This is a genomic window from bacterium (assembly GCA_021371935.1).
In the GTDB taxonomy this organism is placed as follows: Bacteria; Armatimonadota; UBA5829; order UBA5829; family UBA5829; genus UBA5829.
In genome coordinates, this window is record JAJFVF010000013.1 from 1 (window position 1) to 23,054 (window position 23,054).

21 protein-coding genes and 2 tRNA genes are annotated in these 23,054 nt (G+C 51.6%); 10 read left to right on the forward strand and 13 right to left on the reverse strand.

Annotated elements, in window-relative coordinates; genetic code table 11:
* Positions 1–46: 46 nt before the first annotated feature.
* From LLG46_10075 to lon, 6 genes are all read left to right on the forward strand, one after another.
* Positions 47–130 (forward strand) — tRNA-Leu (locus LLG46_10075).
* A 30-nt stretch (positions 131–160) separates the two neighbouring features.
* Positions 161–235: transfer RNA gene (locus LLG46_10080), tRNA-Gly, on the forward strand.
* Positions 236–435: 200 nt separating this feature from the next.
* Complete coding sequence (gene tig, locus LLG46_10085; protein ID MCE5323646.1) at positions 436–1,755, forward strand: trigger factor; 1,320 nt, start codon at positions 436–438, stop codon at positions 1,753–1,755.
* Between the two features lie 18 nt (positions 1,756–1,773).
* Positions 1,774–2,358: an ATP-dependent Clp protease proteolytic subunit gene (locus tag LLG46_10090; protein ID MCE5323647.1), complete on the forward strand. Its 585-nt coding sequence runs from the start codon at positions 1,774–1,776 to the stop codon at positions 2,356–2,358.
* A 184-nt stretch (positions 2,359–2,542) separates the two neighbouring features.
* Positions 2,543–3,808: an ATP-dependent Clp protease ATP-binding subunit ClpX gene (gene clpX, locus LLG46_10095; GenBank protein ID MCE5323648.1), complete on the forward strand. Its 1,266-nt coding sequence runs from the start codon at positions 2,543–2,545 to the stop codon at positions 3,806–3,808.
* Between the two features lies 1 nt (position 3,809).
* Positions 3,810–6,209, forward strand: a complete 2,400-nt coding sequence (gene lon / locus LLG46_10100; protein MCE5323649.1) for an endopeptidase La — start codon at positions 3,810–3,812, stop codon at positions 6,207–6,209.
* A gap of 79 nt (positions 6,210–6,288) precedes the next feature.
* Here lon and LLG46_10105 read toward each other — a convergent pair whose 3' ends face one another.
* Entirely contained in the window at positions 6,289–7,032 is a 744-nt protein-coding gene (locus LLG46_10105) for a DUF305 domain-containing protein (GenBank protein ID MCE5323650.1), read from the reverse strand.
* Positions 7,033–7,202: 170 nt separating this feature from the next.
* Entirely contained in the window at positions 7,203–7,928 is a 726-nt protein-coding gene (locus tag LLG46_10110; protein ID MCE5323651.1) for a DUF4142 domain-containing protein, read from the reverse strand.
* A gap of 277 nt (positions 7,929–8,205) precedes the next feature.
* Between LLG46_10110 and LLG46_10115 the strand changes: the two genes are divergently transcribed.
* The 4 genes from LLG46_10115 (at position 8,206) to LLG46_10130 (ending at position 11,961) form a co-directional block, all read left to right on the forward strand.
* The gene (locus tag LLG46_10115; protein ID MCE5323652.1) at positions 8,206–8,445 is read left to right on the forward strand and encodes a hypothetical protein; all 240 of its coding nucleotides are present in this window, start codon (positions 8,206–8,208) and stop codon (positions 8,443–8,445) included.
* Positions 8,435–9,190 (forward strand): hypothetical protein, encoded by a 756-nt coding sequence (locus LLG46_10120; GenBank protein ID MCE5323653.1) that lies wholly within the window; start codon positions 8,435–8,437, stop codon positions 9,188–9,190. Before LLG46_10115 ends, LLG46_10120 begins: the two co-directional genes overlap by 11 nt.
* Before the next feature lie 102 nt (positions 9,191–9,292).
* Complete coding sequence (locus LLG46_10125) at positions 9,293–9,523, forward strand: BON domain-containing protein (GenBank protein MCE5323654.1); 231 nt, start codon at positions 9,293–9,295, stop codon at positions 9,521–9,523.
* A complete protein-coding gene (locus tag LLG46_10130) occupies positions 9,520–11,961 on the forward strand; it encodes a glycosyl transferase family 36 (protein MCE5323655.1) in 2,442 nt (813 codons plus the stop codon). The genes LLG46_10125 and LLG46_10130 overlap by 4 nt, the downstream gene beginning before the upstream one ends.
* On the opposite strand, the gene LLG46_10135 is transcribed toward LLG46_10130, so the two are convergent.
* The 11 genes from LLG46_10135 to rpsB form a co-directional block, all read right to left on the reverse strand.
* Positions 11,958–12,620, reverse strand: coding sequence for an MgtC/SapB family protein (locus LLG46_10135; GenBank protein ID MCE5323656.1), 663 nt, complete (start codon positions 12,618–12,620; stop codon positions 11,958–11,960). The genes LLG46_10130 and LLG46_10135 overlap by 4 nt on opposite strands.
* A gap of 186 nt (positions 12,621–12,806) precedes the next feature.
* Positions 12,807–14,552, reverse strand: coding sequence for a proline--tRNA ligase (locus LLG46_10140; protein ID MCE5323657.1), 1,746 nt, complete (start codon positions 14,550–14,552; stop codon positions 12,807–12,809).
* Between the two features lie 116 nt (positions 14,553–14,668).
* A complete protein-coding gene (locus tag LLG46_10145) occupies positions 14,669–15,121 on the reverse strand; it encodes an N-acetyltransferase (GenBank protein MCE5323658.1) in 453 nt (150 codons plus the stop codon).
* Position 15,122: 1 nt separating this feature from the next.
* The gene (gene ispG / locus LLG46_10150) at positions 15,123–16,181 is read right to left on the reverse strand and encodes a flavodoxin-dependent (E)-4-hydroxy-3-methylbut-2-enyl-diphosphate synthase (protein ID MCE5323659.1); all 1,059 of its coding nucleotides are present in this window, start codon (positions 16,179–16,181) and stop codon (positions 15,123–15,125) included.
* Positions 16,182–16,194: 13 nt separating this feature from the next.
* Positions 16,195–17,493: an RIP metalloprotease RseP gene (rseP, locus tag LLG46_10155; GenBank protein MCE5323660.1), complete on the reverse strand. Its 1,299-nt coding sequence runs from the start codon at positions 17,491–17,493 to the stop codon at positions 16,195–16,197.
* A gap of 335 nt (positions 17,494–17,828) precedes the next feature.
* On the reverse strand, positions 17,829–18,992 hold the full coding sequence (locus LLG46_10160; GenBank protein MCE5323661.1) for a 1-deoxy-D-xylulose-5-phosphate reductoisomerase: 1,164 nt from the start codon (positions 18,990–18,992) through the stop codon (positions 17,829–17,831).
* Positions 18,989–19,744, reverse strand: a complete 756-nt coding sequence (locus LLG46_10165) for an isoprenyl transferase (GenBank protein MCE5323662.1) — start codon at positions 19,742–19,744, stop codon at positions 18,989–18,991. Before LLG46_10165 ends, LLG46_10160 begins: the two co-directional genes overlap by 4 nt.
* A 211-nt stretch (positions 19,745–19,955) precedes the next feature.
* Positions 19,956–20,477 carry a ribosome recycling factor gene (gene frr, locus LLG46_10170; GenBank protein ID MCE5323663.1) on the reverse strand — a complete coding sequence of 174 codons (522 nt, stop codon included), beginning with the start codon at positions 20,475–20,477 and terminating at the stop codon, positions 19,956–19,958.
* A gap of 32 nt (positions 20,478–20,509) precedes the next feature.
* On the reverse strand, positions 20,510–21,235 hold the full coding sequence (pyrH, locus tag LLG46_10175) for a UMP kinase (protein MCE5323664.1): 726 nt from the start codon (positions 21,233–21,235) through the stop codon (positions 20,510–20,512).
* Positions 21,236–21,248: 13 nt separating this feature from the next.
* A complete protein-coding gene (tsf, locus tag LLG46_10180) occupies positions 21,249–22,118 on the reverse strand; it encodes a translation elongation factor Ts (protein MCE5323665.1) in 870 nt (289 codons plus the stop codon).
* 61 nt (positions 22,119–22,179) lie between these two features.
* On the reverse strand, positions 22,180–23,022 hold the full coding sequence (gene rpsB / locus LLG46_10185) for a 30S ribosomal protein S2 (GenBank protein MCE5323666.1): 843 nt from the start codon (positions 23,020–23,022) through the stop codon (positions 22,180–22,182).
* Positions 23,023–23,054 lie beyond the last annotated feature (32 nt).

Here is a 23,054-nt window from a genome sequence, read left to right on the forward strand (position 1 = left end):
TAATCCATTGGTCCAGGGTTCGAGTCCCTGATCGTCCACCACTCACGGGCGAGTGGTGGAATGGCAGACACGCTAGATTTAGGATCTAGTGCCGCAAGGCGTAGGAGTTCAACTCTCCTCTCGCCCACCACAGCCGGTAAAATAGGATATGGATTAGCGTGCGGGGGTGGTTCAGTGGTAGAACGCCACCTTGCCAAGGTGGATGTCGCGGGTTCGAGTCCCGTCCCCCGCTCCAGATTCAACAAAATGGGTATAGGATAGCGGACACTAAGCACGCATGTGCGGCGAGTGCCTAACGTCCTGTATCCTTTTTTTGTGTGCAAATCTAGCCTGAATAATTCGCGAATACGAGTTATTCAGGCCATACAAAAAACACTCTGCAGCAAATTTCACGTTCATCGTGAATAATGCTGGCTAGATTGGAGAAGAACAGACATGTTGGTGAAGCAGGAGCAGAAAAGCCCTTGCGAGGTGGAACTGCATATCAAGGTTGATGCAGAGAAAGTGGATGCAGCCGTTGACGATGCCTATGCCGAACTGGGCAAGGCGGCCAATATTCCCGGTTTTCGAAAAGGTAAGGCTCCCAGAGTCGTCTTGGAGCGTGTGCTGGATCAAGAGAGAGTAAAAGACAGAGCGGCGGACAAGCTCCTCAAAAGCGCGTATATAGAGGCTCTGGAAGAGAGCAAGCTGGAACCGTATGCTCTTGCCGACGTTGATATAATCAAATTCGAGCTTGGCGAGCCTCTTGAGTTCAAGGCTGTCGTGCCGCTTGAACCGAAAGTCGAATTGGGTGACTACAAAGGCATCGACGTCGAGCGAAAAGTCGAGCCTGTGACCGATGAAGGCATCGAGGAGAATATTAAGGGTATTCTTGAGAGACATACTCAGTTTCCCGAAGTGCATGAGCGGGAGGCGCGCGTCGGTGATGTTGTCCGTGTCGAGATGAAGGACGACAGCGATCCGAATGCCGAGATGAAGTCGAATGTGTTCGATATCGGAGATGCTCTCCCGGAGTTCAACAATGGACTTGCGGGGATGAACCCGGATGATGAAAAAGTCATCGGCGTCACATATCCCGACGATTTTCAGGCAGAGGAACTGCGCGGCAAGACGATCCCCTGGCGGGTCAAGATGTGCGAGATTCACGAAAAGAAAGTGCCTGAACTGAGCGATGAGTGGGTCAAAGCGAATTTTGCGCCTGCGCCAAAAGAGGGTGAAGAGCCTGATTCCGAGCAGATCGACACAGTTGAAAAGTTTCGCGCCAAAATAAAATCCGCAATGCAGGAGTCTGAAGAGCACGCAGCGGACGCCGAAGTACGGAATAAGATAGTAGACAAGGTGATCGAGAACGCCAAGGCGGACTTTCCCGGCGTATTGGTAAGTGATAATGTGCAAAAGCACATGGAAGAGCTTGCCAAGAATCTCAAAAAGCGCAATCTGACGATTGACGACTTTCTGAAATACAGGGATATCAAGTTCGAAGACTTGCAAAGCGAGTATGAGGAGTCGGCGAAGAAAGAGCTAAAGAGCAGCATCGTTTTGGGTGAGATCGTTACAAAAGAGGATATAAAGATCGAGGACTCTGATGTCGAGGAAGCTCTTCAGGTCATGGCGGATGAAAACAGGGTTCCTGTAGAGACTATAAGGGCTTACGTAGACAAAACAAAGAGTATGCCGGACGTCCGAAATCGAATTCTGACCAAAAAAGTTATAGACTTTCTGGTCAATGCTTCCAATATTAAAAACGTAGAATAGTTGAAAGGAGTTCAACTAATGGCGCTAGTACCGATGGTTGTGGAGCAGAGTGCGCGGGGCGAGCGCGCATATGATATTTATTCCAGGCTGTTGAAGGACAGGATTATTTTCATCGGCACCCCGATTGACGATGACATTGCCAACCTGGTAATGGCTCAGATGCTTTTCCTGCAGAAAGAGGACCCTGATCGGGATATAGAGCTTTATATCAACAGTCCCGGCGGCTCAGTGATTGCCGGATTGGCGATATATGATACAATGCAGATAATAAAGCCCGACGTTGCGACCATGTGCGTGGGGCACGCCATGAGTATGGCTGCGGTGCTGCTGGCCGGCGGCGCTAAGGGTAAGCGCCTTGCTCTGCCGAATTCGAGGATCATGATCCACCAGGGCAGCGCCGGTTTTCACGGCACGCCGTCCGATATAGACATTGTGGCTAAGGAAGTCCTGCGCTACAAATCACTGCTGGTCGATCTGCTGGCCAAACACTCCGGCCAGCCTCGCGATAAGGTCGAGAAAGACATTGACCGCGACTACTATATGTCACCCGAAGAGGCTGAGGAATACGGCATAGTGGACAAAGTGCTCACGGCGTCGGAGTAGGGATTAGGAAATAGGAATCAGTTGATAGGTTCAGTTCGGGCTGGATATCCGATCCGGCCCGAAAGTGAACTCTGCGATTTTTTATCGCTGACAAGCTTTATATTTGGTGAGCGAACACACAACTCACAATCCATAATTCAAAACTCATTTAACCCGCAACCGTTTTTTGTAGGGGGATACGAATTTGGCCAGGATCGGATATGATCGCACCGGTGAGAGGTGCGCACTCTGCGGCAAGAGCCGCGATCAGGTTAAAAAGCTCCTCGTAGGTGTCTACGGTGGGATATGTATCGAATGTGTCGAGCTTTGCAACGACATCATAAGGGGCGAGGCCGGTCAGAGCGATGACTTTTCATCGATAGGCTCCGTGCCCAAACCCAAGGAAATTTATCGAATACTCAGTCAGTATGTGGTCGGTCAGGAAAAGGCGAAGAGGTCGCTGTCGGTGGCTGTGTACAACCACTTCAAGCGCATCAATTCCAACATGTCCGATGTCGAGCTTCAGAAGTCCAACATTATGCTCATCGGACCCACCGGCTCGGGCAAGACGCTGCTTGCGCAGACTCTGGCCAAGATTCTCAATGTTCCCTTTGCCATAGCGGACGCCACTTCTCTTACAGAGGCTGGTTATGTCGGCGAGGATGTGGAGAATATTCTTCTCAAGCTCCTGCAGGCTGCGGACACCGGCGGCAGCATCCAGGACACCGTCAAAAACGCCCAGCGCGGCATTATATACATCGACGAGATAGACAAGATCGCGCGCAAGTCCGACAACCCGTCGATCACGCGTGATGTCTCGGGTGAGGGTGTACAGCAGGCTCTGCTGAAGATCCTCGAGGGCACTGTGGCGGCTGTTCCTCCGCAGGGCGGCAGGAAGCATCCACAGCAGGAATATGTCCATATCGACACCACCAATGTGCTCTTCATATGCGGCGGCGCTTTCGACGGTCTGGAAGATATCATTGGCCGCAGAATATCGGATAATTCGATGGGGTTCCGCGCGGAGGCCAAAAGCAAGGTCAAGAAAAATCCGGGCGAGATGTTCAAGCATGTGCTGCCCGAAGACCTCCTGAAGTTCGGGTTGATCCCTGAATTCATAGGCAGGCTTCCAGTGATGGCTACTCTGGATTCGCTCGATGAGGATGCGCTGGTCAAGATTCTGACTCAGCCAAAGAATGCGCTTGTCAAGCAATACAAGAAGTTCTTTGAATACGACGGGGTCGACCTCGTCGTAACGGATGACGCGCTGACTGCAATATCGAAAGAGGCGATGAAGCGCGGAATGGGAGCCAGAGCACTGCGCTCCATCATCGAAGAAGTGATGCTCAACATCATGTACGAGCTGCCTTCATGCCAGGACGTGAAGAAGTGCATTATTACCGAAGATACTATCGTCAACAAGAAGGAACCCACGCTCGTTACCCTGAGCGAGGTTAAGCAAGCGTCGTAGTATGGCTTATTTGGATCATGACAGTCAGGAAGAAATTTCACATGCGCTGGATGGTCTGCAGTTGCCTCGCAAGCTGCCGAGAATACTCCCGGTGTTACCGGTCAGAGACAGCGTATACTTTCCGCATATGCTTTTTCCGCTCTTTCTGGGCAGGGAAAAGTCTATTCGCGCGCTCGATTATGCCCTCGAAAAGAACCGATATCTGCTGCTGGTAGCGCAGAAGGAGGTTTCTACGGAGGACCCGACACCCGACGATGTATACTGGGTGGGGACGGTCGTCGAGGTGATGCAGGTGCTGCGCGTGCCGGACGGTACGGTCCGTGCTACGCTCGAAGGTATCGACAGGGCGCAGATCACGAAGTTCGTTCACACCGACCCGTTCTTCAAGGCCAGGGTCCGCATACTCAGCAGCCCCGAAGTCACAGGGGCTAATGTGGAAGCGCTGATGCGCAGCGTGGTCACCGTTTTCGATCAGATCGTTCAGAATCAGGGCGGATATAACGGTCACCCGATCCCGCCTGAGCTGATGATGAATGTTGTCGGCATAGAGGAGCCGGGCAAGCTGGTCGATACGATCATCCCTCATCTGCCTATAAAGACCGAGATCAAGCAGGATGTTCTGGAGACGGTCGACGTCATCGGGCGGCTGGAAAAGCTCAACACACTGCTGCAAAAAGAGATGGAGGTGCTGGATATTCAGCGCAACATCCGCAGCCGTGTGGAAAAAGAGATGGGTGATATGCAGCGCGAGTATATACTCCGCGAGCAGCTCAAGGCGATCCAGCAGGAACTTGGTGACCGCGACGGGCATGCGAGTGAGGGCGATGATTATAAGACAAGGATCGCCGAAGCGAAGATGCCTGAAGAGGTCGAGTCCAAGGCTATGAAGGAACTGGACCGGCTGGATAAGATGCCGTTTGCATCACCCGAGGGAGCCGTCATACGCAATTATCTCGATTGGCTGATTGCGCTGCCATGGGCACTGTGGTCGGAGGAATCGCTGGATATTGGTGGAGCCGAGAATGTGCTCAATGCCGATCATTTCGGTCTGGACAAGGTCAAGGAGCGAGTGCTTGAGTTCCTCGCCGTCCGCAAGTTGGCAAATGATATCAAAGGCCCGATCTTATGTTTTGTGGGACCCCCAGGTGTCGGCAAGACGAGTATAGGCAAGTCTATCGCGAAGTCGATGGGACGCAAATTTTACAGGCTATCACTTGGCGGCGTGCGTGATGAGGCAGAGATTCGTGGACACAGGCGGACATATGTCGGTGCACTGCCCGGCAGAATAATCCAGGGTATCAGACAGGTTGGCGCGCGCAACCCGGTCTTCATGCTCGATGAGATCGACAAAATCGGCACGGACTTCAGGGGTGACCCGTCATCGGCTCTGCTGGAGGCTCTTGACCCCGAGCAGAACGATTCTTTCAGCGATCATTACCTGGAAGTGCCGTTCAATTTGCGTGATGTGATGTTCATCACGACCGCAAATGTGCTGGAGACGATCCCGCCCGCTCTTCGAGACAGGATGGAGATAATCAGGTTCTCCGGCTACATCGAGGACGAGAAGCTGGAGATTGCAAAGCGTTTTCTCCTGCCGAAGCAGATTAAAGAAAATGGCCTCACAAGCGATTTGCTCTCGATATATGAGCCTGCGCTGCGGCGGATAATACGCGAATATACTCGCGAAGCCGGAGTGCGCGGCTTGGAACGCAAGATCGGCACTATCTGTCGCAAAGTGGCCAAAGAAGTGGCGACGGGCAAGACTACCAAGACCACCGTCCGCGAAAAGGATATCAAGACCTATCTGGGCACGCAGAAGTATCACTTCGGCAGAGCGGAAGAAAAGGATGAAATCGCTGCGGTGACCGGCCTGGTATATACTGAGTTTGGCGGGGATGTCATCTCCATCGAGACCGTGTTGATGAAGTCCGAAAAGGGCAATCTCATCCTGACCGGTCAGTTGGGTGATGTGATGAAAGAGTCTGCTCAAGCTGCTCTGACATACGTTCGATCACGTGCAAGGACTCTGGGTATTGATGAGGAATTCAGCTCTCGCACTGATATTCACATCCATGTCCCGGAGGGAGCCGTGCCCAAAGACGGTCCGTCCGCAGGTGTCACTATCGCCACTGCGATTGCATCGGCTCTCACAAAGCGGCCTGTGCGCAGGGATGTTGCAATGACCGGTGAGATCACTCTGCGTGGTCGTGTTTTGCCCATAGGCGGGGTCAAGGAGAAGGTGCTTGCGGCTCATAGAGCGGGCATAAGGACGGTTATCCTGCCCAGGGAAAACGAAAATGACATCGAAGAGATACCATCGAATGTTCGAGACGAGATGACTTTCCATCTGGTCGATCATGCCGATGAGGTGTTGGATTTGGCTCTTCTTCAGAGCAAATAGACAAAAGAACCTACATGTAAAAGTAATGCCCCGCCCACAATATGAGCGGGGCATCGTTTTTTAGTCTATCCATACCTGATTAAGGGCAGGTAGGACAAGGCGTAGGACATGTCGGACAAGTTGCCGGCGGACATGTCGTAGGACATGTCGGACATGTTGCCGGTGGACAGCATGGTCCTGCACCAGTGGACGACGGGCATACCGGACATACTTCACCATATCTCGACAGCCAGTTTTGTAAAGCGACAATTTCCTTGGATGTCGAGTTCACAACAATCCTTGCCTGATCACGAAGTCCCGGCATAGTCGCCTTGGAGAGAGCAAGCTGTGCCGCCGCTCTGTTTTGCTCCAGCAGTCCGATCATTGTCTTGACGTATGGAACGTTATAATCAGCACCGCAGCACTGCTTCAGACTGTCCATGACACACTGTATCCTGTTATAGTCCGCGGTCAGGGTGCACATTCCCTGTTTTTGTGCCCAGTAAGCCAGTTTCTGGCTTTGCTTAGTCTGTTCATAACGTATCTTGCCCGACAAGTCTCTGATAGCCTTGTTTGTGGACAACTGTATTCCTTGAGTGGCAAGCGCAGCGATGTCACTGTGCTGTTGATACATCAGGCGCATAAAGGCCTGGTCGAAGTCACAGCCGCACAAATCCGCAAGTTCTGGACAAGGTCCTGCACCTATACTCGCAGGCTCGGCAGGACATGTCAGACATGGTGCTGGACATGTCGGGCACGCCGGCTCGCATCCACATTCCGCAAACAGCGTAGTTGGAACGGCTGCAAACATCAACGCCAGCAACGTGATGCCTAGGTATCTCATTTTTCACTGCCTCCTGTTGTTTTCTATATGCCCCGGTATCTTTGTTCCCTCTCATGCCAATCAACAAACGGTCTGATAATATGCAATTGAAACATAGATTGTTTACCGAGTATGCATAACGCCCCGGAGATTTTCCGGGGCGTTATAAAATGTCAAAATCCCACAGGCCATTATGGGCATGGCTTGGGACATGGAGTCGGACAAGGCGTAGGACACGGTGTCGGACATGGAGTTGGGCAGGTTGTCGAAGGACAAACCTTGTCGCCTATCCATTTGACGAGCGTGCTAATTTCTTTTTGAGTAGCAGCAAGTGAGCATGACGCCGCATCCCTGAGTTCCTTTGTCGGTGACTGCGCCACAGCCATTTGGTCCGCGTCACGCTGCTGTGAGAGCAGCATCGAGAGTGTTCTTGCGTATTCAGCATTGAAATTACAGTCATCGCACTTGGGCAGAGTATTCACAATCGCCTGCACCTTTGAATAGTCGACCGGCAGCGGGCAGATATTGCATGTTCTTGCCCAAGCAGCCAGTTTTTCGTTCATCACGGTCTGCTCTTTACGAATAGTCGTGGACAAGTCCTTCAGACACCTGTCGGTCGTCTGTTCAATGCCTTGAGTTGTGAATGCGCTGATCGTCGTATGCAGTTGATACATAGTCTGCATGTAGGTCTTGTCGAAGTCCGCACCGCATAGTCCCTGCAGATTTGCTGCCGGCCCGGAGCCCAGCGCAGAAGCAACTGCCTTTGTTGCCGCTGGGCATCCCGAAATACATGACGGACAAGTCGGGCATTCCGGTTTGCACGGCTGCGTCGTCGACGGACAACATGTTTGTGCGGACAGTGCCGCAGCTGCGAAAACGATGGCGAGAGCGAACATAATTATGTACACGTGTCGCATACTATACCTCCCAAAGTCAGTAGTTTGCGTAACCCATAATTACCCGTCACGTATAAACAACAAACCGTCAATTAACGTGCAGGCAATAATTGATCGTCCGAGAAATTTCTGCACCGGTGCTTCTATGCTGATTTCCGACTCAGCAGAAGCCTTAACTTTCCTATTGTGACAGGAGGGCGAGCCTCCCGCCGAGCCGGATTATTAATTGCCGGAGGTTGACAGCCCACAGGCTTGATCCCTATAATTTGCGTGGCTGCAAAGTGCCAGGAGGCAAAAGATGGGTCCGGTAAAGAATCAATCGCTCTCGGAGCGTCGGAAGAGAAGGAAGGCGATTATTGCATGGACACTTGCCGTGGCGCTGTGGGCAGTCTTCGCGGTCAAAGAGAGCGAAACCAAACCAAAACTGCCAAAAGCGGATGCATCTGTTATGAGCATCGTATTGAAGCATCTGGATCACGAGTCGCATAATCCACTTTTCGGCAATACCAATATCAGTGTGAGCAAAGATGATAAATAAGCTCAAAATACCACTGATTGCGATTGCAGTGCTCGCGCTCGGCATAATAATCTATCCTAAGCCTCCGCATGTAAATGGCAGTGCACTGCTGCGAAAGGTTCTTCGCGCACAGCAAAAAGTATGTTACGGGGCTTTACAGGAGCATACCACGGTAATACTCGACAGAAAAATCCGTTCCACAATATACACCAAGAACGACTTCTACGAAATAACGAAGTCCACTGATATCGAGCCTTTAATATTACGCAACTATATACCGCTGGTCGAAGGACAGGACCGAATAGCAGGGCGAGAGACATGGATTCTGCGGCTGAAGCCGCGCGTCAAACAAATGCCCTGGAAGCAGATATGGGTGGACAAACACAAATATGTTATCCTTGCGTCTCGTGATTGGACAGCATACAATGTGGTCAAACGCTCCATGAAGACCGTCTCGATTTCATTTGAAGGCGGATCTTTACGCAAGATAAAGTCCGGGAAAAACAGACCGACCTCGAAGTGTGATATCCCCAAACCATCATATATCCCGCATGGCTTTGTGCCGGTTAGTGCCGACAAAGACACTATGGTCTACTCCGATGGTCTCTATTCGATCAGCATAACCAGATCGAATAAGTTCACTCCGCAAAAGAAAGTAGCGCTCGACTGTGGCCAGGGACTAATATTCTCCACAGGTCGATATACGGTTGTTGCCGACCTGCCTGCAGACAAGATCGAGCGAATCGCCCATTCGATAGCCCCATAGTCATACTGTTTCACGCCTCCCGCCTTGGGGAAAGAACAAATGTGATGCTAAATTCTAACCTCTTACTTCTTACCTCTAACTTCTAGAACGGGGGTGCGCGGCGTGACATTACAAGACGAAGTGCTTGCCGGGCTTGTCAACAATGCGATAAACCAGGACAAACGCCTTGCGGGTCAGACGATAGCTGTACGCGTGGCGAATGGTGATGTCTTCCTAAAGGGTATAGTCGATTCTGAGGAAGACAGAAATCTCGCCCAACTGGTAGCTGCAGGCGTGGCGGGAGCACGGCAAATTTTTGTCGAAGAACTTAGAGTCAGAGAGGCAGAGACATGAGCTGCGGATATTTCTCGGAAGATGGCGGGGAGTATATCATCACCCGCCCTGATACGCCGCGCCCATGGGCGAATTACCTGACCAACGGCCGCTACTGCGCCATATGTTCGCAGACAGGCGGCGGGCATTCATTTTTCGAGACATCGGGTTATAACCGCGTAACTCGCGAGCTTCCACAGACAGTCGTCCTGCAGGACAGACCCGGTAGATATATTTATCTGCGCGACGCCGAGACAGGTGAATACTGGAGCGCAAACTGGCAGCCGATATGTGACGACACGTCAAATTTCGAGGCACGTCACGGCATCGGCTATACGCAAATCATAAGGTCCGCCAATGGCATCGAGAGCAGCATCACATACTACGTGCCTCCGAGGGACGATGTCGAAGTCTGGATGGTGTCGCTCAAGAATATTTCAGGGAAGAAGCGCGAAATCCAGGCGTTTCCTTATGTGAAGTGGGACCTTGCAAATTATCTCTTTAATGCCACGGAGGCCAATTTCTCCGCATTGTTTAATGAATCGAGCGTAGAGGACGGCACAATATTTGTCAGCAGCCGCTATTGGAACATAACTCTCGGCACAACGGGCAACCCCAATGCCAGGTGGGACAAGTGGGCATTCATGACGTCGAGTGCGCCTGTTGAGGCTCATGACTGCTTTGAAGAAGAGTTCATGGGCATGTATCGTGACTATTCAAATCCTCAGGCGATAGAGGAGGGGCAGCTCCGCAACAGCCAGGGTCAGGGCAGGGATATAATGGCTGCGCTGCAGCACAGATTTGTTCTTGAGCCTGGTGAGGAGGCGCGTTTTAACGTGCTTGTCGGCGTGGTCTTTCATAAAGAGGCGGCCTGGAGCCTGAGAGACAGATATAACGAGTGGGAAGAAGCCGAACGCGGGCTTGTCGAAGTAAATCGATATTGGGAGGGCTATCTCGGCAGGACAAATGCCGAGACTCCCAGCCGCGAATTCAACCTGTCGTTTAATATCTGGAACAAGTATCAGTCCTGGGTGACCTCGCGTTGGACCAGGATGGACTCATATTACTTGGGCGGCGGCTCGATTATCGGATTTCGAGATAGTTGGCAGGATATGCTTGCCGTCCTTCCAAATGATCTCGCCTGGGCACGTGAGCACGTTATCTATATGCTGGAGCACCAGTTCCCTGACGGCAGCACCCTGCACAACTGGGACCCATTGACAAATATCGGCTCAAAGACCGGCCATTCGGACGATCCGATGTGGCTGGTGCTCGGTGTGGTGGAGTATCTGAAGGAGTCGGGCGATCTGATGTTTCTGGATGAGGCCGTCAAATACTATGACAGTGGGTCGGAAACAGTCCGCATGCATGTTTTGAGAGCCATCGATTATACGCTCGATCACATGAGCGAACGCGGAATTCCACTCATCATGGCAGCCGACTGGAACGACGGCCTGGACTATGTCGGCAGGCAGGGACGCGGTGAAAGCGCCATGGTTGCGGGTCACCTGGCATGGATGCTGCGCGAAGTGGCGGCGCTGATGTGGTTTGTGGGCAGCGATGCGCAGGCTCAGAAATATGTGGAAGAACGCGACAGACTCGTAAGGAATATAAATCTGCATCTCTGGGATGGGCAGTGGTATATCAGGGGGACCCGTGATGACGGTGAGGCGTTCGGTTCATCGCGAAATATCGAGGGTCGTATATATCTAAATGCTCAGTCCTGGATGATTATGGGGACCGCCACATCCAAAAACCGTGCCATTCGATGCATGAACTCTGTGAAGGACCATCTGAACACGCCATATGGTCCGGCATTGTTCCTTCCGGCATACCGTGAGCCGGACCCCAAACTGGGGATAATTACCAGGTTCGCCCCCGGTACGAAAGAGAACGGCACAATCTTTTGTCATCCGGTTGCCTGGGCGATAATGGCTGAGTGTATTTTAGGCAGAGGCGACCAGGCGTATGAATATTGGAAAGAGGTTTCGTTCGTTCATCGCGGTGAGCAGGACCAGGACACATATAAAGCCGATCCATACGTATATTGCGAATATATTCACGGTCCCGATTCAAAATATTATGGTCAGGGTGAGTTCAGTTGGACGACGGGCACCGCAGCCTGGATGTGGAAAGTCGCTCTGGACTGGATACTGGGCGTGCGTGCGGAGATACGGGGTCTGCTGATCGATCCATGCATACCATCAGAGTGGGATTCATATAAGGTAGTCCGGCGTTTCAGGCGTGCAACTTATGAAGTCACGGTCGAAAACCCGGAACACGTATCGCATGGTGTAAAGGAGATATATGTCGACGGAATGAGCCACGACTCATACCTGCTGCCTGTATTTCCAGGCGGCGAGACTCATCAAATACGGGTTGTGATGGGTGAGCCGACTGTGAAGATAGAGATGACGGCTGAGATAGTGTCGGAAGAGATCAGCATGTCAACTGACTAATCCCATCTGTAATTGACTATGTTTTGTACTGCGGCAATGTCATGATTGAACGATTCTTCGTCGAACCCTGTTGGTATGCGCAGCCGAAACGTAAATGTATATCCCGAGCCGTCTGCATCGTCTTCGCGATTGAGCATGCGCACTCGCAGACAGTGTTTTGAAAGCACCGACAGGATATCACATATATCTTCCTGTACACTTGAGGTGTTGATTGTCAGTGACCGCTCATCCTTGTGCGGTGTCATCATCTTTTCGAGATGTGCCACCAGACTGAGCACGACGAATGACATAATCCCAGCAATAGCTGCGAGATAGAGCATTTTGCCGCCGATCCCGGTTGCAACGCCGATTGCGGCGACGGTCCATATACTGGCTGCCGTAGTCAGACCTCTGATGACACTACCTTGATGGATAATTGTCCCGGCTCCCAGAAAACCGACACCGGTGACGATCTGCGCGGTCACACGTGCGGGGTCATAAATCTTTCCTGCAATTTGGTATGACGCGAGTGTAAAGAGTGTGGAGCCGAAGCAGACCAGTATATGCGTGCGCAGTCCTGCCGGGCGTCCATGGGTTTCGCGCTCCATTCCGATCATAGCGCCGAACAGGATGGACAGCATTAGCCTGCTGGTCATATCCCAAAGTGACAGATCGTACAAATTAGCCCCTCTTTTCGCAGATTGTGTATCATATGCTATACAAACAGCACTACTGCTATTATATATATACTGGCAAGCATAAGCTCAAGTTCCAGCATATTGCCAAAAATCCATGCAATTTGATGGAGTGATTGGCGAGAATCACCGAATTGGTCTATTTCAGCATGTCAACAACATCTACGAATCTTACCCTTTGACTACAGCTTTCTGCGCTTTCTCTTCCAATTTCTGGTAGAGAGCGGCACGCATTTCCAATATCTTGGCTGTGGCGTCATCGAGTGAGACTTCTTCCTTATTTTTGGTCGATCTGAGACTGATCTCCACCTTGCCTTCTGATGCAAGTCGACCCGCAACAACCTGGATGGATGCTCCCATCAGGTCGGCGTCTTTGAATTTTACTCCAGGTCGTTCGTCACGTTCGTCCAGAAGCACATCCACACCGTTTTCCTGAAGTTCCTCATACAACCGTGTCGCCGCATTGCACTGGTCTTCATCATCCGAATTGAGCAGGATCACGACCACCTCGAATGGCGCCACACTGATCGGCCAGATGATGCCGTCCTTATCGTTGTGAGCCTCGGGAATAGCTGCCAGCATCCGGCTCACTCCCATCCCGTAGCAGCCCATGATAAATGACTTCTCTTTGCCGTCGTCATCCAGGAATTTCGCGTCCATTACATCGGAATATCGTGTGCCGAGCTTGAATATATGCCCGACTTCCATCCCGCGTTCAGCCCTGAGTGTTCCATTGCACTTGGGACATGGATCGCCTTTAGTCGCAATACGGATATCGGCGTATTGCGTCACGTCGAAATCTCTGCCGAGGTTGACATTGACGTAGTGCGCATCCGTCTTGTTTGCGCCCACCACGAAATTCGCCATGCCCTCGACCTCACAGTCGGCGATAATCTTGACTCCCTTAAGCCCCACAGGTCCGGCGAACCCGACTTCCGCGCCGGTAAGCTCCATAATGGTCTCAGGGTCGGCCATCTCAACGGATTTCGCACCCAGAGCTATCCGCAGCTTAGGTTCATTGATTTCCTTGTCACCTCGCACGAGAGCCGCTATGATCTCGCCGTCGGCCCTGTATATGAGGGTTTTGACCAGCTTTTTGGGCGATTTCTTGAGGAATGAGGTCACCTGGTCTATCGTGCGAGCATTTGGCGTGTCGACCAGTTCAAGAGCCAGCATCTCATCATCGGATTTCTTAACAGGCCGCTCGCCGATCTCGCACTTTTCGGCATTTGCGCCGTATCCGCACGACTCACAGATAAGGATCGTGTCCTCACCAGCTTCACAGATTACCATATATTCCTGGCTATCCTTGCCGCCTATTGCTCCCGAGTCGGCCTCGACCACAGCAGCATTCAATCCGCATCTCGCGAAAATTCGTGAGAACGCGACATACATCTTGTCGTACGCGAGGTCCAGATCTTTCCAACATCGGTCGAAACTGTATGAGTCGAGCATGATAAACTCACGGCCACGCACGACTCCGCCTCTCGGCCTTGGTTCGTCACGCCCTTTGGTCTGTATCTGATAGAGATTGAGAGGCAGTTCGCGGTAGCTGCGAACATCGCGCCGCACGATATCGGTTATCACTTCCTCATGCGTAAAGCCTATCGAGTAATCTCGTGCGTTTCTGTCCTTGAACCTAAAGAGCACGTCCAGGTCCCATCTTTCACCCTCCTGATACAGCTCAGCAGGCACCATTGTGGGCATAAGCAGTTCCTGCGCACCCTGTTCGTCCATCTCTTCGCGCACGATCTTCTCGATCTTTTTTATGACCCTGTAGCCCAGCGGCAGATAGTCGTATATCCCAGCCGCCACATTGCGTATAAACCCGCCGCGCAGCAGCAGCCTGTGGCTTGTCATTTGAGCCTCGGCAGGGACCTCTCTTAAAGTTGGAAAGAACAAATTTGATGCTCGCATATATACCTCGGTCGATTAAGTCAAAAAGTTAGAAAGTTAGAAAGTCAAAAAGTTTGAAAGCTGCCTGAGTCGTCCAATCAGTTGCAGTAACTGATCAATGTCAAACAACTCAAAATTCATAATTGAATAGCGACCGCTTCTTCGCCGCAGTCAGGGAATTTCGGGCAGTTGATGCAGTCCGACCATATCTTATGCGGCAGTGCGCCCTTATCAATATGTGAAAACCCCATCTTTTCAAAGAAACCCGGCACATACGTAAGTGCAAATATCTTCGGCACACCCATCTGTTTTGCATCATCCAGACACGCCTGAACCAGCATCCTGCCGTAACCTTTGCCCTGAACACCCGGCTCCACAGCAAGTGAACGAACCTCAGCAAGGTCTGCCCATGTGATGTGCAGTGCGCAGCAGCCCAATAAACGCTTGTCGTCATCCTCCATAACCACAAAATCACGAATATTTTCGTAGATGGCGTTGAGTGAACGCGGCAGCATTTCGCTTTTGTCCGCGAACTGGTTTATAAGCCTCTGCAGTTCTGCTACATCCGAGACCGTTGCTCTTCTAATCAATTTAGAGTTTCTCCACTTCCTTGATAAGCTCATCCACGAGCCTTTCTTCGGGCACACTCCGAAGCATTTCGCCCTTAGCAAAGAGCACACCGGCGCCTCTGCCTCCGGCGATCCCTACATCTGCCAGCGATGCCTCACCCGGACCATTCACTATACACCCCATAACCGCCACTGTTATAGGTTTTGACGGCGGATTTGCTTCCAGACGCTGCCTAACTTTGTCGGCGATATCGGTCAAATCTATAGCGCATCGACCACACGTCGGGCATGAGATGATAGTAAAAGGCTTTCTCCTAAGTCTAAGACTGTTTAAGATTTCATAGCCAACTTTAACTTCTTCGACCGGGTCACCCGTCAGCGATACACGTATCGTATCACCGATTCCTTCAGCAAGCAGCGCCCCGATTCCTACCGAGCTTCGTATCGTGCCCTCCCATGCGAGGCCGGCTTCGGTCACGCCCAGATGGAGCGGATAATCACAGCGCTCACTTGCCAACTCGTATGCATGGATCATCATAGGTACGTCGAATGCCTTCAGCGAGAGCACAATATCTTCAAAGCCAAGCTTTTCCAGGACCCTGACTTCGTCCAGGCCGCTTTCGACGAGTGCTTCAGGTGTGGGCACGCCATAGCGTTTTCGGTCGATTGAACCGGCATTTACACCTATTCTGATCGGGACGCCGCGTTCCTTTGCCGCTTTCGCGACAGCCTCAACACGGTCTGTCGAGCCGATATTGCCTGGGTTGATTCGCAGCTTGTCCACACCTGCGTCCAGGCTTGCAAGAGCGAGTTTGTAGTCGAAGTGGATGTCGGCAACCAGTGGGATCGAGATTGCCTGTTTGATCCTGCTCAAAGCCTTAGCGGCCTCGATATTCGGCACGGCGACACGTATTATATCGCATCCAACCACCTCGAGGCGCTTGATCTGAGCCACTGTCGCATCCACGTCGGCAGTCGGCGTGTTGGTCATAGATTGGACGGATACAGGCGCATCGCCGCCTATCTCAACACTGCCGACCTTAACATTCCGCGTCAGCCTTCTCTGCTCTCCACTCTCCACTCTCTTCTCCACTCTATTGCGGCACCAGCCCCTGGGATATCTTGAACAAGTCCGACCATATCACGGTCACGAATATCGCGCCGAGTATGAATATGCCGACCATTGTGACCGTCTGCATCTGCTCCCGGGTCAGGCGCTTACGCCGAACAGCCTCGATTGCCAGTATAACCAGATGGCCGCCGTCCACCACGGGTATCGGGACCAGGTTTATGACCGCAAGGCTCATACTCAAAAGCCCCAGCAGTCGAAATATAGAGTATGTGCCGAGCGCAACGGATGACTGTGTGATTTTTGCGATCATCAGCGGACCGCCGATGTTCTCAGCTATCTTCTTGCTGCCGAGCGAAACGACGATTTCGACAACCACATCCTTGGTGAGTATCAAACCCTTGGTTGCCGATTCGATAAACCCAGCCTTTTTAAGGGTTTGTTCAGGCATAAATCCGAGCAGGCCGATGGCCATGAACTTTTCAGTTTTTGGGGTCGGTTTTGCAGTCAGTGTAATTGTCTTCCCGCCTCTGTCGATCTCGAGTTTTACCTGTCTATCACCGATTTGCTTTATTGCTGCAGCGAAATCAGTCCCGCTGTTGATCTTTTTGCCATTTATGGAGACGATCTTATCTTTTTCCTGAAGGCCAGCCTTTTGAGCGCTCGATTTATCGGCAATCTCTTCGACGACCCCACGCTTACCATCTGGAAATGACCATACGGCATTCATATAGATTATCGTCCATCTGGGAACCGCCGTTTTTGTGAATTTTTCGCCATTTCGCGCGATCATCAAGCTCAGCTTCTTGCCCGGGCTGTTGTGGATCAGCTTGGTCATATCCTTTCCGTTCTTGACTGTCTTGCCGTCTATTGAGATGATCCGGTCACCTGTGCGTATGCCTGCCTTAGCAGCCACGGATAGTGGGGTGACCATAGCGACCCGATTATCCGTAGTGCCGGTCGAAAAGCCCCAGAACATGCCCATCGTCACGAACACGAGCACGGCGAGCACGAAACTGGCGAATGGCCCTGCAAAGATCACCAGCGCCCGTTTCCATATAGCCTGTGCCTGAAACCCATCAGATATATCTTCCTCGCCGGGCTCCATGCCTGCAAGTTTTACAAACCCGCCGAGTGGAAATGGATGGATCGTATATTCCGTGGCGCCACGCTTGAATAGCGTGATCAACTTTGGACCGAATCCGAACGCGAATTCGTCCACGCGAATTCCAACGAGCCGGGCAGCAGTAAAGTGTCCCAGCTCATGGAACATCACCAATATTGCAAACAACAAAACCAGTGCTACAGCCGTTTCAATAAACAAACCCCGCTCCAATCTAGTATTTAGTAATGCGTATTGATTATTTGTCTATGTGTTTGTTGAGCTGCCGACCCTTCTCCCACTCTTGGGGGAGAGGGTGCTCCCGAATTGATATTTAGTAATGTGTATTGATTATTTGTGCTGCCTTTAAAAGACAAAATTCAGTTTTACGTGTGCTAATATGGCTCGGTGGAAACCTCGCCATCCACATGATGTCTATTATTGGGAGGGCGAAGCTCCTGCTGAGCCGGAAATTTCCGAATAACTGAACTCTTTCCAGTCATTCCATGGAGGAACGACAAGGAATCTGCTTTTTTTCGATGCGCACAACTCAGCGCCTAGACAAATTCGGCAACCTTGTGCCTTGTCTCTCCATCCACTTCATATATCTCTTCAAGTGACGGCGAGGGTTTTGACTTATGTCTTTCCATCGCTCTGCGAACCACCTTCGCAATATCCAGGAAGCCAATCCTGCCATTCAGGAACATGTCCACCGCCACCTCATCGGCAGCATTCATTACAACAGCCAGCGTGCCGCCCACTTTTGCGGCCTTCATCGCCAGCCCAAGACATTCGAACTTGTCCATATCGACTTCGCCAAAGCTCAGTGTTCCTGCTTTCAAAATATCAAGTTTCGGCAGCTTCGAGTCGACCCGCTGCGGATAGAGCAGGGCATACTGGATCGGCAGCCTCATATCCGGCAGACCGAGCTGCGCAATTGTCGATCCATCGCAAAACCGGACCATCGAGTGCACAATGCTTGTCGGATGTATCACGACCTCAACCCTGTCCGCCTCAACGCCAAAGAGCCACTTCGCCTCGATAATTTCGAGACCCTTATTCATCAGCGTGGCCGAGTCGACAGTCACCTTCTTGCCCATCTTCCATGTCGGATGGGCGAGAGCCTGTTCGGCAGTCACGTCGGCCAACTCGGATTTTGGCTTATCCCTGAAAGCTCCGCCTGAAGCGGTCAGATATATCTTTTCAATACTATTGCGGTCCTCGCCGTTGAGGCACTGGAAAATAGCCGAGTGCTCACTGTCTATGGGCAGCAAAGCCACACCTTTGCGCGATGCAGCCTCCATGACCAGATGACCTGCCGCCACCAATACCTCTTTGCTCGCCAGAGCCACATCCTTACCCGCCTCGATAGCCTTGAGGGTGGGGGAAAGCCCCGGCGTGCCCGCGACCGATACTACTATTTTATCAGTTTCATCCTCCACGGCAAGCTCATCGAATCCGTTCTTGCCGGTGTAGACCCTGATCCCACAACTACTTAGGGTCGATTCGACCTTATCTTTCGCCTGACCGTCTCCAATGCAGACCGCTTTGGGCATGAACTCCAATGCCTGCGAGATAAGCAGGTCGGCATTATTCTGCGCGCCGAGGCCGACGATGCGGACCCTTTGATGACCCAGCCGCTTGACTACATCCAAAACCTGTGTTCCTATAGACCCGGTCGAACCCAATATTGAAATACGCACAGGCCGTGACTCACTCATTTGTGATCTCCACTCTCGTCAACCACTTTGCCAAATTTACGCGTGCGCCCTTGATAGCTCTTGATCGCATCATATAGATCGTCTTTAGAGAAATCAGGCCAGAGAGTGTCTGTGACAAATAGCTCGGAGTATGCAGTCTCCCAAAGCAGGAAATTGCTTACACGCATCTCACCGGCAGTGCGGATCATAAGGTCCGGCTCGGGCAGTTCAGGGTGATACATAAGGCCGGTAAGCGTCTTCTCATCTATATCATCCGCGGCAATCTTACCCTCGGAAACCATAGCCGCGGCCTTTTTCACTGCATCCACTATTTCATTTCGACCGCCATAGTTGACCGCGATGTTAAGTATGATACGGTCGTTGTTTTTTGTCTCCTCATAATCCTCGTTGAACTGTTTCTGCAGTTCCTTCGGCAGCTCATGAAAGCGTCCGCTTGTGATAATTCGGACATTTTCTTTCTTCATGTAGTTCAGCTCGGCTTTTGCTGCATAACGAATCAGCTTCATCAGCCCGCTGACTTCATCAGCAGGCCGCTTCCAGTTTTCGGACGAGAACGCATATGCCGTAATGACCTTTACGCCGAAGTCAGCCGCATTGATTACGAAGTTTTTCAGTGATTTATATCCGCGTCGATGTCCTTCAAGGCGCGGCAGACCCCTGCGTCTGGCCCATCTGCCGTTTCCGTCCATTATCACAGCGATGTGCTTGGGTATTCTCTCCGGGTCCAAGTCTGTATAAGATTTGCGGCTCAAATTATTCGTGCTCCATATATCGCCTGCAAACAGCCTAATCACCAATATAAAAGCAGGTATCCATTGAAAACCAGATCGTCCGGGGTATTCTTGCCCCGGACGTAAATTTTGAATAAACAAGTCGGGGGCAGGAATACCCCCGACCATCCTATATTTGATCTATGTTGTCCCAGACCGCCCGAGACATTTCTATCCTGGATGTTAAATGGGGTTATACCTCTTTGAGTTCAGCCTCTTTTGCTGCCGTGTGTTTGTCTATATCGACAATAAATTTATCTGTGAGCTTTTGTATTTTTTCCTGCTCACGCTTCATCTCATCCTCGGATATCTCCGATTTCTTTTCCTGTGCCTTGAGATGTTCATTTGCGTCACGGCGTATATTGCGTACCGCAATCTTGTGATCCTCCGACTTCTTATGAAGCTGCTTGATGAGGTCCTTACGTCTCTCTTCAGTCAGATATGGAATGTTGAGCCTTATCACCTGACCATCACTCTGCGGCGTTATTCCGATATCCGAACTCTGGATCGCCTTGGATATCGCGTCGATACTGTTGCGGTCCCATGGTGAGATCAGCAATTGCCTGGGCTCGGGAACCGAGATTCCGGCCAATTGATTGATGGGTGTAGGTGTGCCGTAATAATCTACTTTGATCCCTTCGAGCAGCATCGGATTGGCTCTGCCGGTCCTTATGGTGGCAAAGTCATGATCGGCGGCTTCTACCGCCTTTTGCATGCGCCTTTCGGCTTCCTGAATTACTTCTGCAGTCAAGAGTCCTTCCCTCCCCTTACGAGTGTGCCGATTGTTTCACCACGCGCGGCTCTTGCGATGTTGCCGGGCGTGGTTATGTCGAATACGACTATGGGTAAGTTGTTCTCCATACACAGAGTGAAAGCAGTCAGATCCATAATGCCCAGGTTTCGGCTGATCGCGTCCATATAGCTGATCTCATCGAATTTGACTGCGTCTTTGTCTTTATGCGGATCGCTTGTGTAGACTCCATCGACGTTCGTTGCTTTGAGCACGGCATCGGCCTTGATTTCGAGCGCACGAAGGGATGCGGCAGTGTCGGTGGTAAAGAACGGATTGCCCGTGCCTGCCGCCAGAATCACCACTCTTCCCTTTTCGAGATGCCTGATCGCTCGTCTGAGAATAAACGGTTCAGCCACTTCAGCCATTTTGATTGCCGACTGAACTCGTGTATGTACTCCCATCTTCTCGAGTGCATCCTGCAGCGCCAGCGAGTTGATGACCGTTCCGAGCATGCCCATATAATCAGCGGTTGCCCGGTCCATGCCCTTATTTGATGCCGATCCGCCGCGGATAATGTTACCCGCGCCGATCACGACGGCTATCTCTACTCCGGACTCTCTAGCTTCCTTGATGCCCAGAGCGATGGACTCGATTGTGTCGGGGCAGAGTCCAAGTTTTTGTGAACCTGAAAACGCCTGTCCCGACAGCTTGAGCAGGACTCGGTTCCATTTTCGGTCTATGCTCGATTTAGAGTCAGTCACCGGATGTTTCTCCAACGCGGTATCTTACGTATCCAGCTATCTTTATGTCTTCGCCGGTTGTTTTTGCGGCGGCCTTGACCAGGTCCTCGATGGTCTGATCCTCATCCTTAATGAAAGGCTGCTCCAACAGGCACACGCGGGAATAGAACTCTTTCATCCGCCCATCGATGATCCTGTCGATAATTTTCTCAGGCTTGCCTTCTTTGATCGCCCACTGTCTATGAACGTCTCGTTCTTTGTCGATAGCATCGGCAGCAATGTCATCGCGCTTCATATAGTCCGGGTTTGCCCAGGCTATGTGCATAGCGATATCCTTTGCAAGACTCAGTGATGTATCGGAGACTGCTGCTCCTTTAAGTTCGACAAGCACCCCGATCTGATCGCCCATATGCACATAAGAGCCGATCACACCATCGGTTGCAAGGCGCACGAACCTGTTCACCGCCAGTTTTTCGCCGATCTTGCCCATAAGCTCGTTGACCAGGTCTTTGACGGGTCTGCCGTCCTTGAATGGTGTGTCGAGCATCGCATCTAGGTTGGCTATATCGCCGGACTCTGCTACGAATTTCGCAAGTCCCTTGGCCAGTTCGACGAATTCGGGTGTCTTGGCGACGAATGTAGTCTCACAGTTTACCTCGACCATCGCTCCGGCTTTATTATCACCCGTGACAAAGCAGCCTATCAGACCCTCCGAAGCGCTCTTTGTCTCGCGTTTGGCTGCGACTGCGATGCCCTTTTCGCGAAGCAGAGTGACTGCCTTTTCGTAATCACCGTTTGTTTCGGTGAGCGCTTTTTTGCAGTCCATCATGCCCGCGCCGGTCTGTTCTCTCAGTTTCTTAACCATATCGGCAGTAATTGCCATGTTTCACTCTCCAAGTATATATACAATGCTCCACCGCAAATGCGATTGAGCAGATAATCGGTTATTCTACCTTATCTTCTGTCTGGGTGTCTTCAGCGCCTTCTGCGCCGATAAAGACTTCCTCTTCAGCCTCCGGTTTTTCTTCTTCGCCTTCTTCTGAGGTCTCTTCACCCTCGCCCTCTGCTTCGGCTGCTGCTTCCTCGACCTCTTCAGCCTCTTCGGCTGCAGGCTTGACTTCCACGATAGCCTCGGCGAGTTTGCTCGAAATGAGCTTGATAGCGCGGATTGCGTCATCGTTGCCGGGGATCACATAGTCGACTTCATCCGGGTCGCAGTTGGTGTCGACTATTGCGACGACCGGGATGTCGAGTTTGCGAGCTTCCAGAAGGGCAATTCTCTCCTTCTTGAGGTCCACGATATATATAGCGCCCGGCAGTTGGGGCATATCTTTGATTCCACCCAGGAACCTCTCGAGTTTATCTCTCTGCTCACGGAGCTTGGCAGCTTCTTTCTTGGTAAGCTGCTCGAAGATTCCGTCGGCTTCCATCTTTTCGAGTTCTCTGAGCCTTGCGATGCGGGTCTGTATGGTACGATAGTTGGTGAGCATTCCGCCCAGCCATCTCTGGTTCACATAATACATCCCACACTGCTTTGCAGCCGTCTCCACTGCTTCCTGTGCCTGCTTCTTTGTCCCCACGAAGAGTATCGTTTTGCCTTCTGCGGCGACATCCTGGATAAACTTTCGTGCGTCTTCAAAGAGCTTGAGGGTTTGGTGAAGATCGATGATGTAGATTCCGTTGCGTCCCCCATAGATATATCTCTTCATCTTGGGGTTCCATCTGTGAGTGCGGTGACCGAAGTGAACGCCGGCTTCCAGCAGTTCCTTCATTGAAATCGATGCCAAAACTGTATCCTCCTAAGGTTAATCTTCCCGCT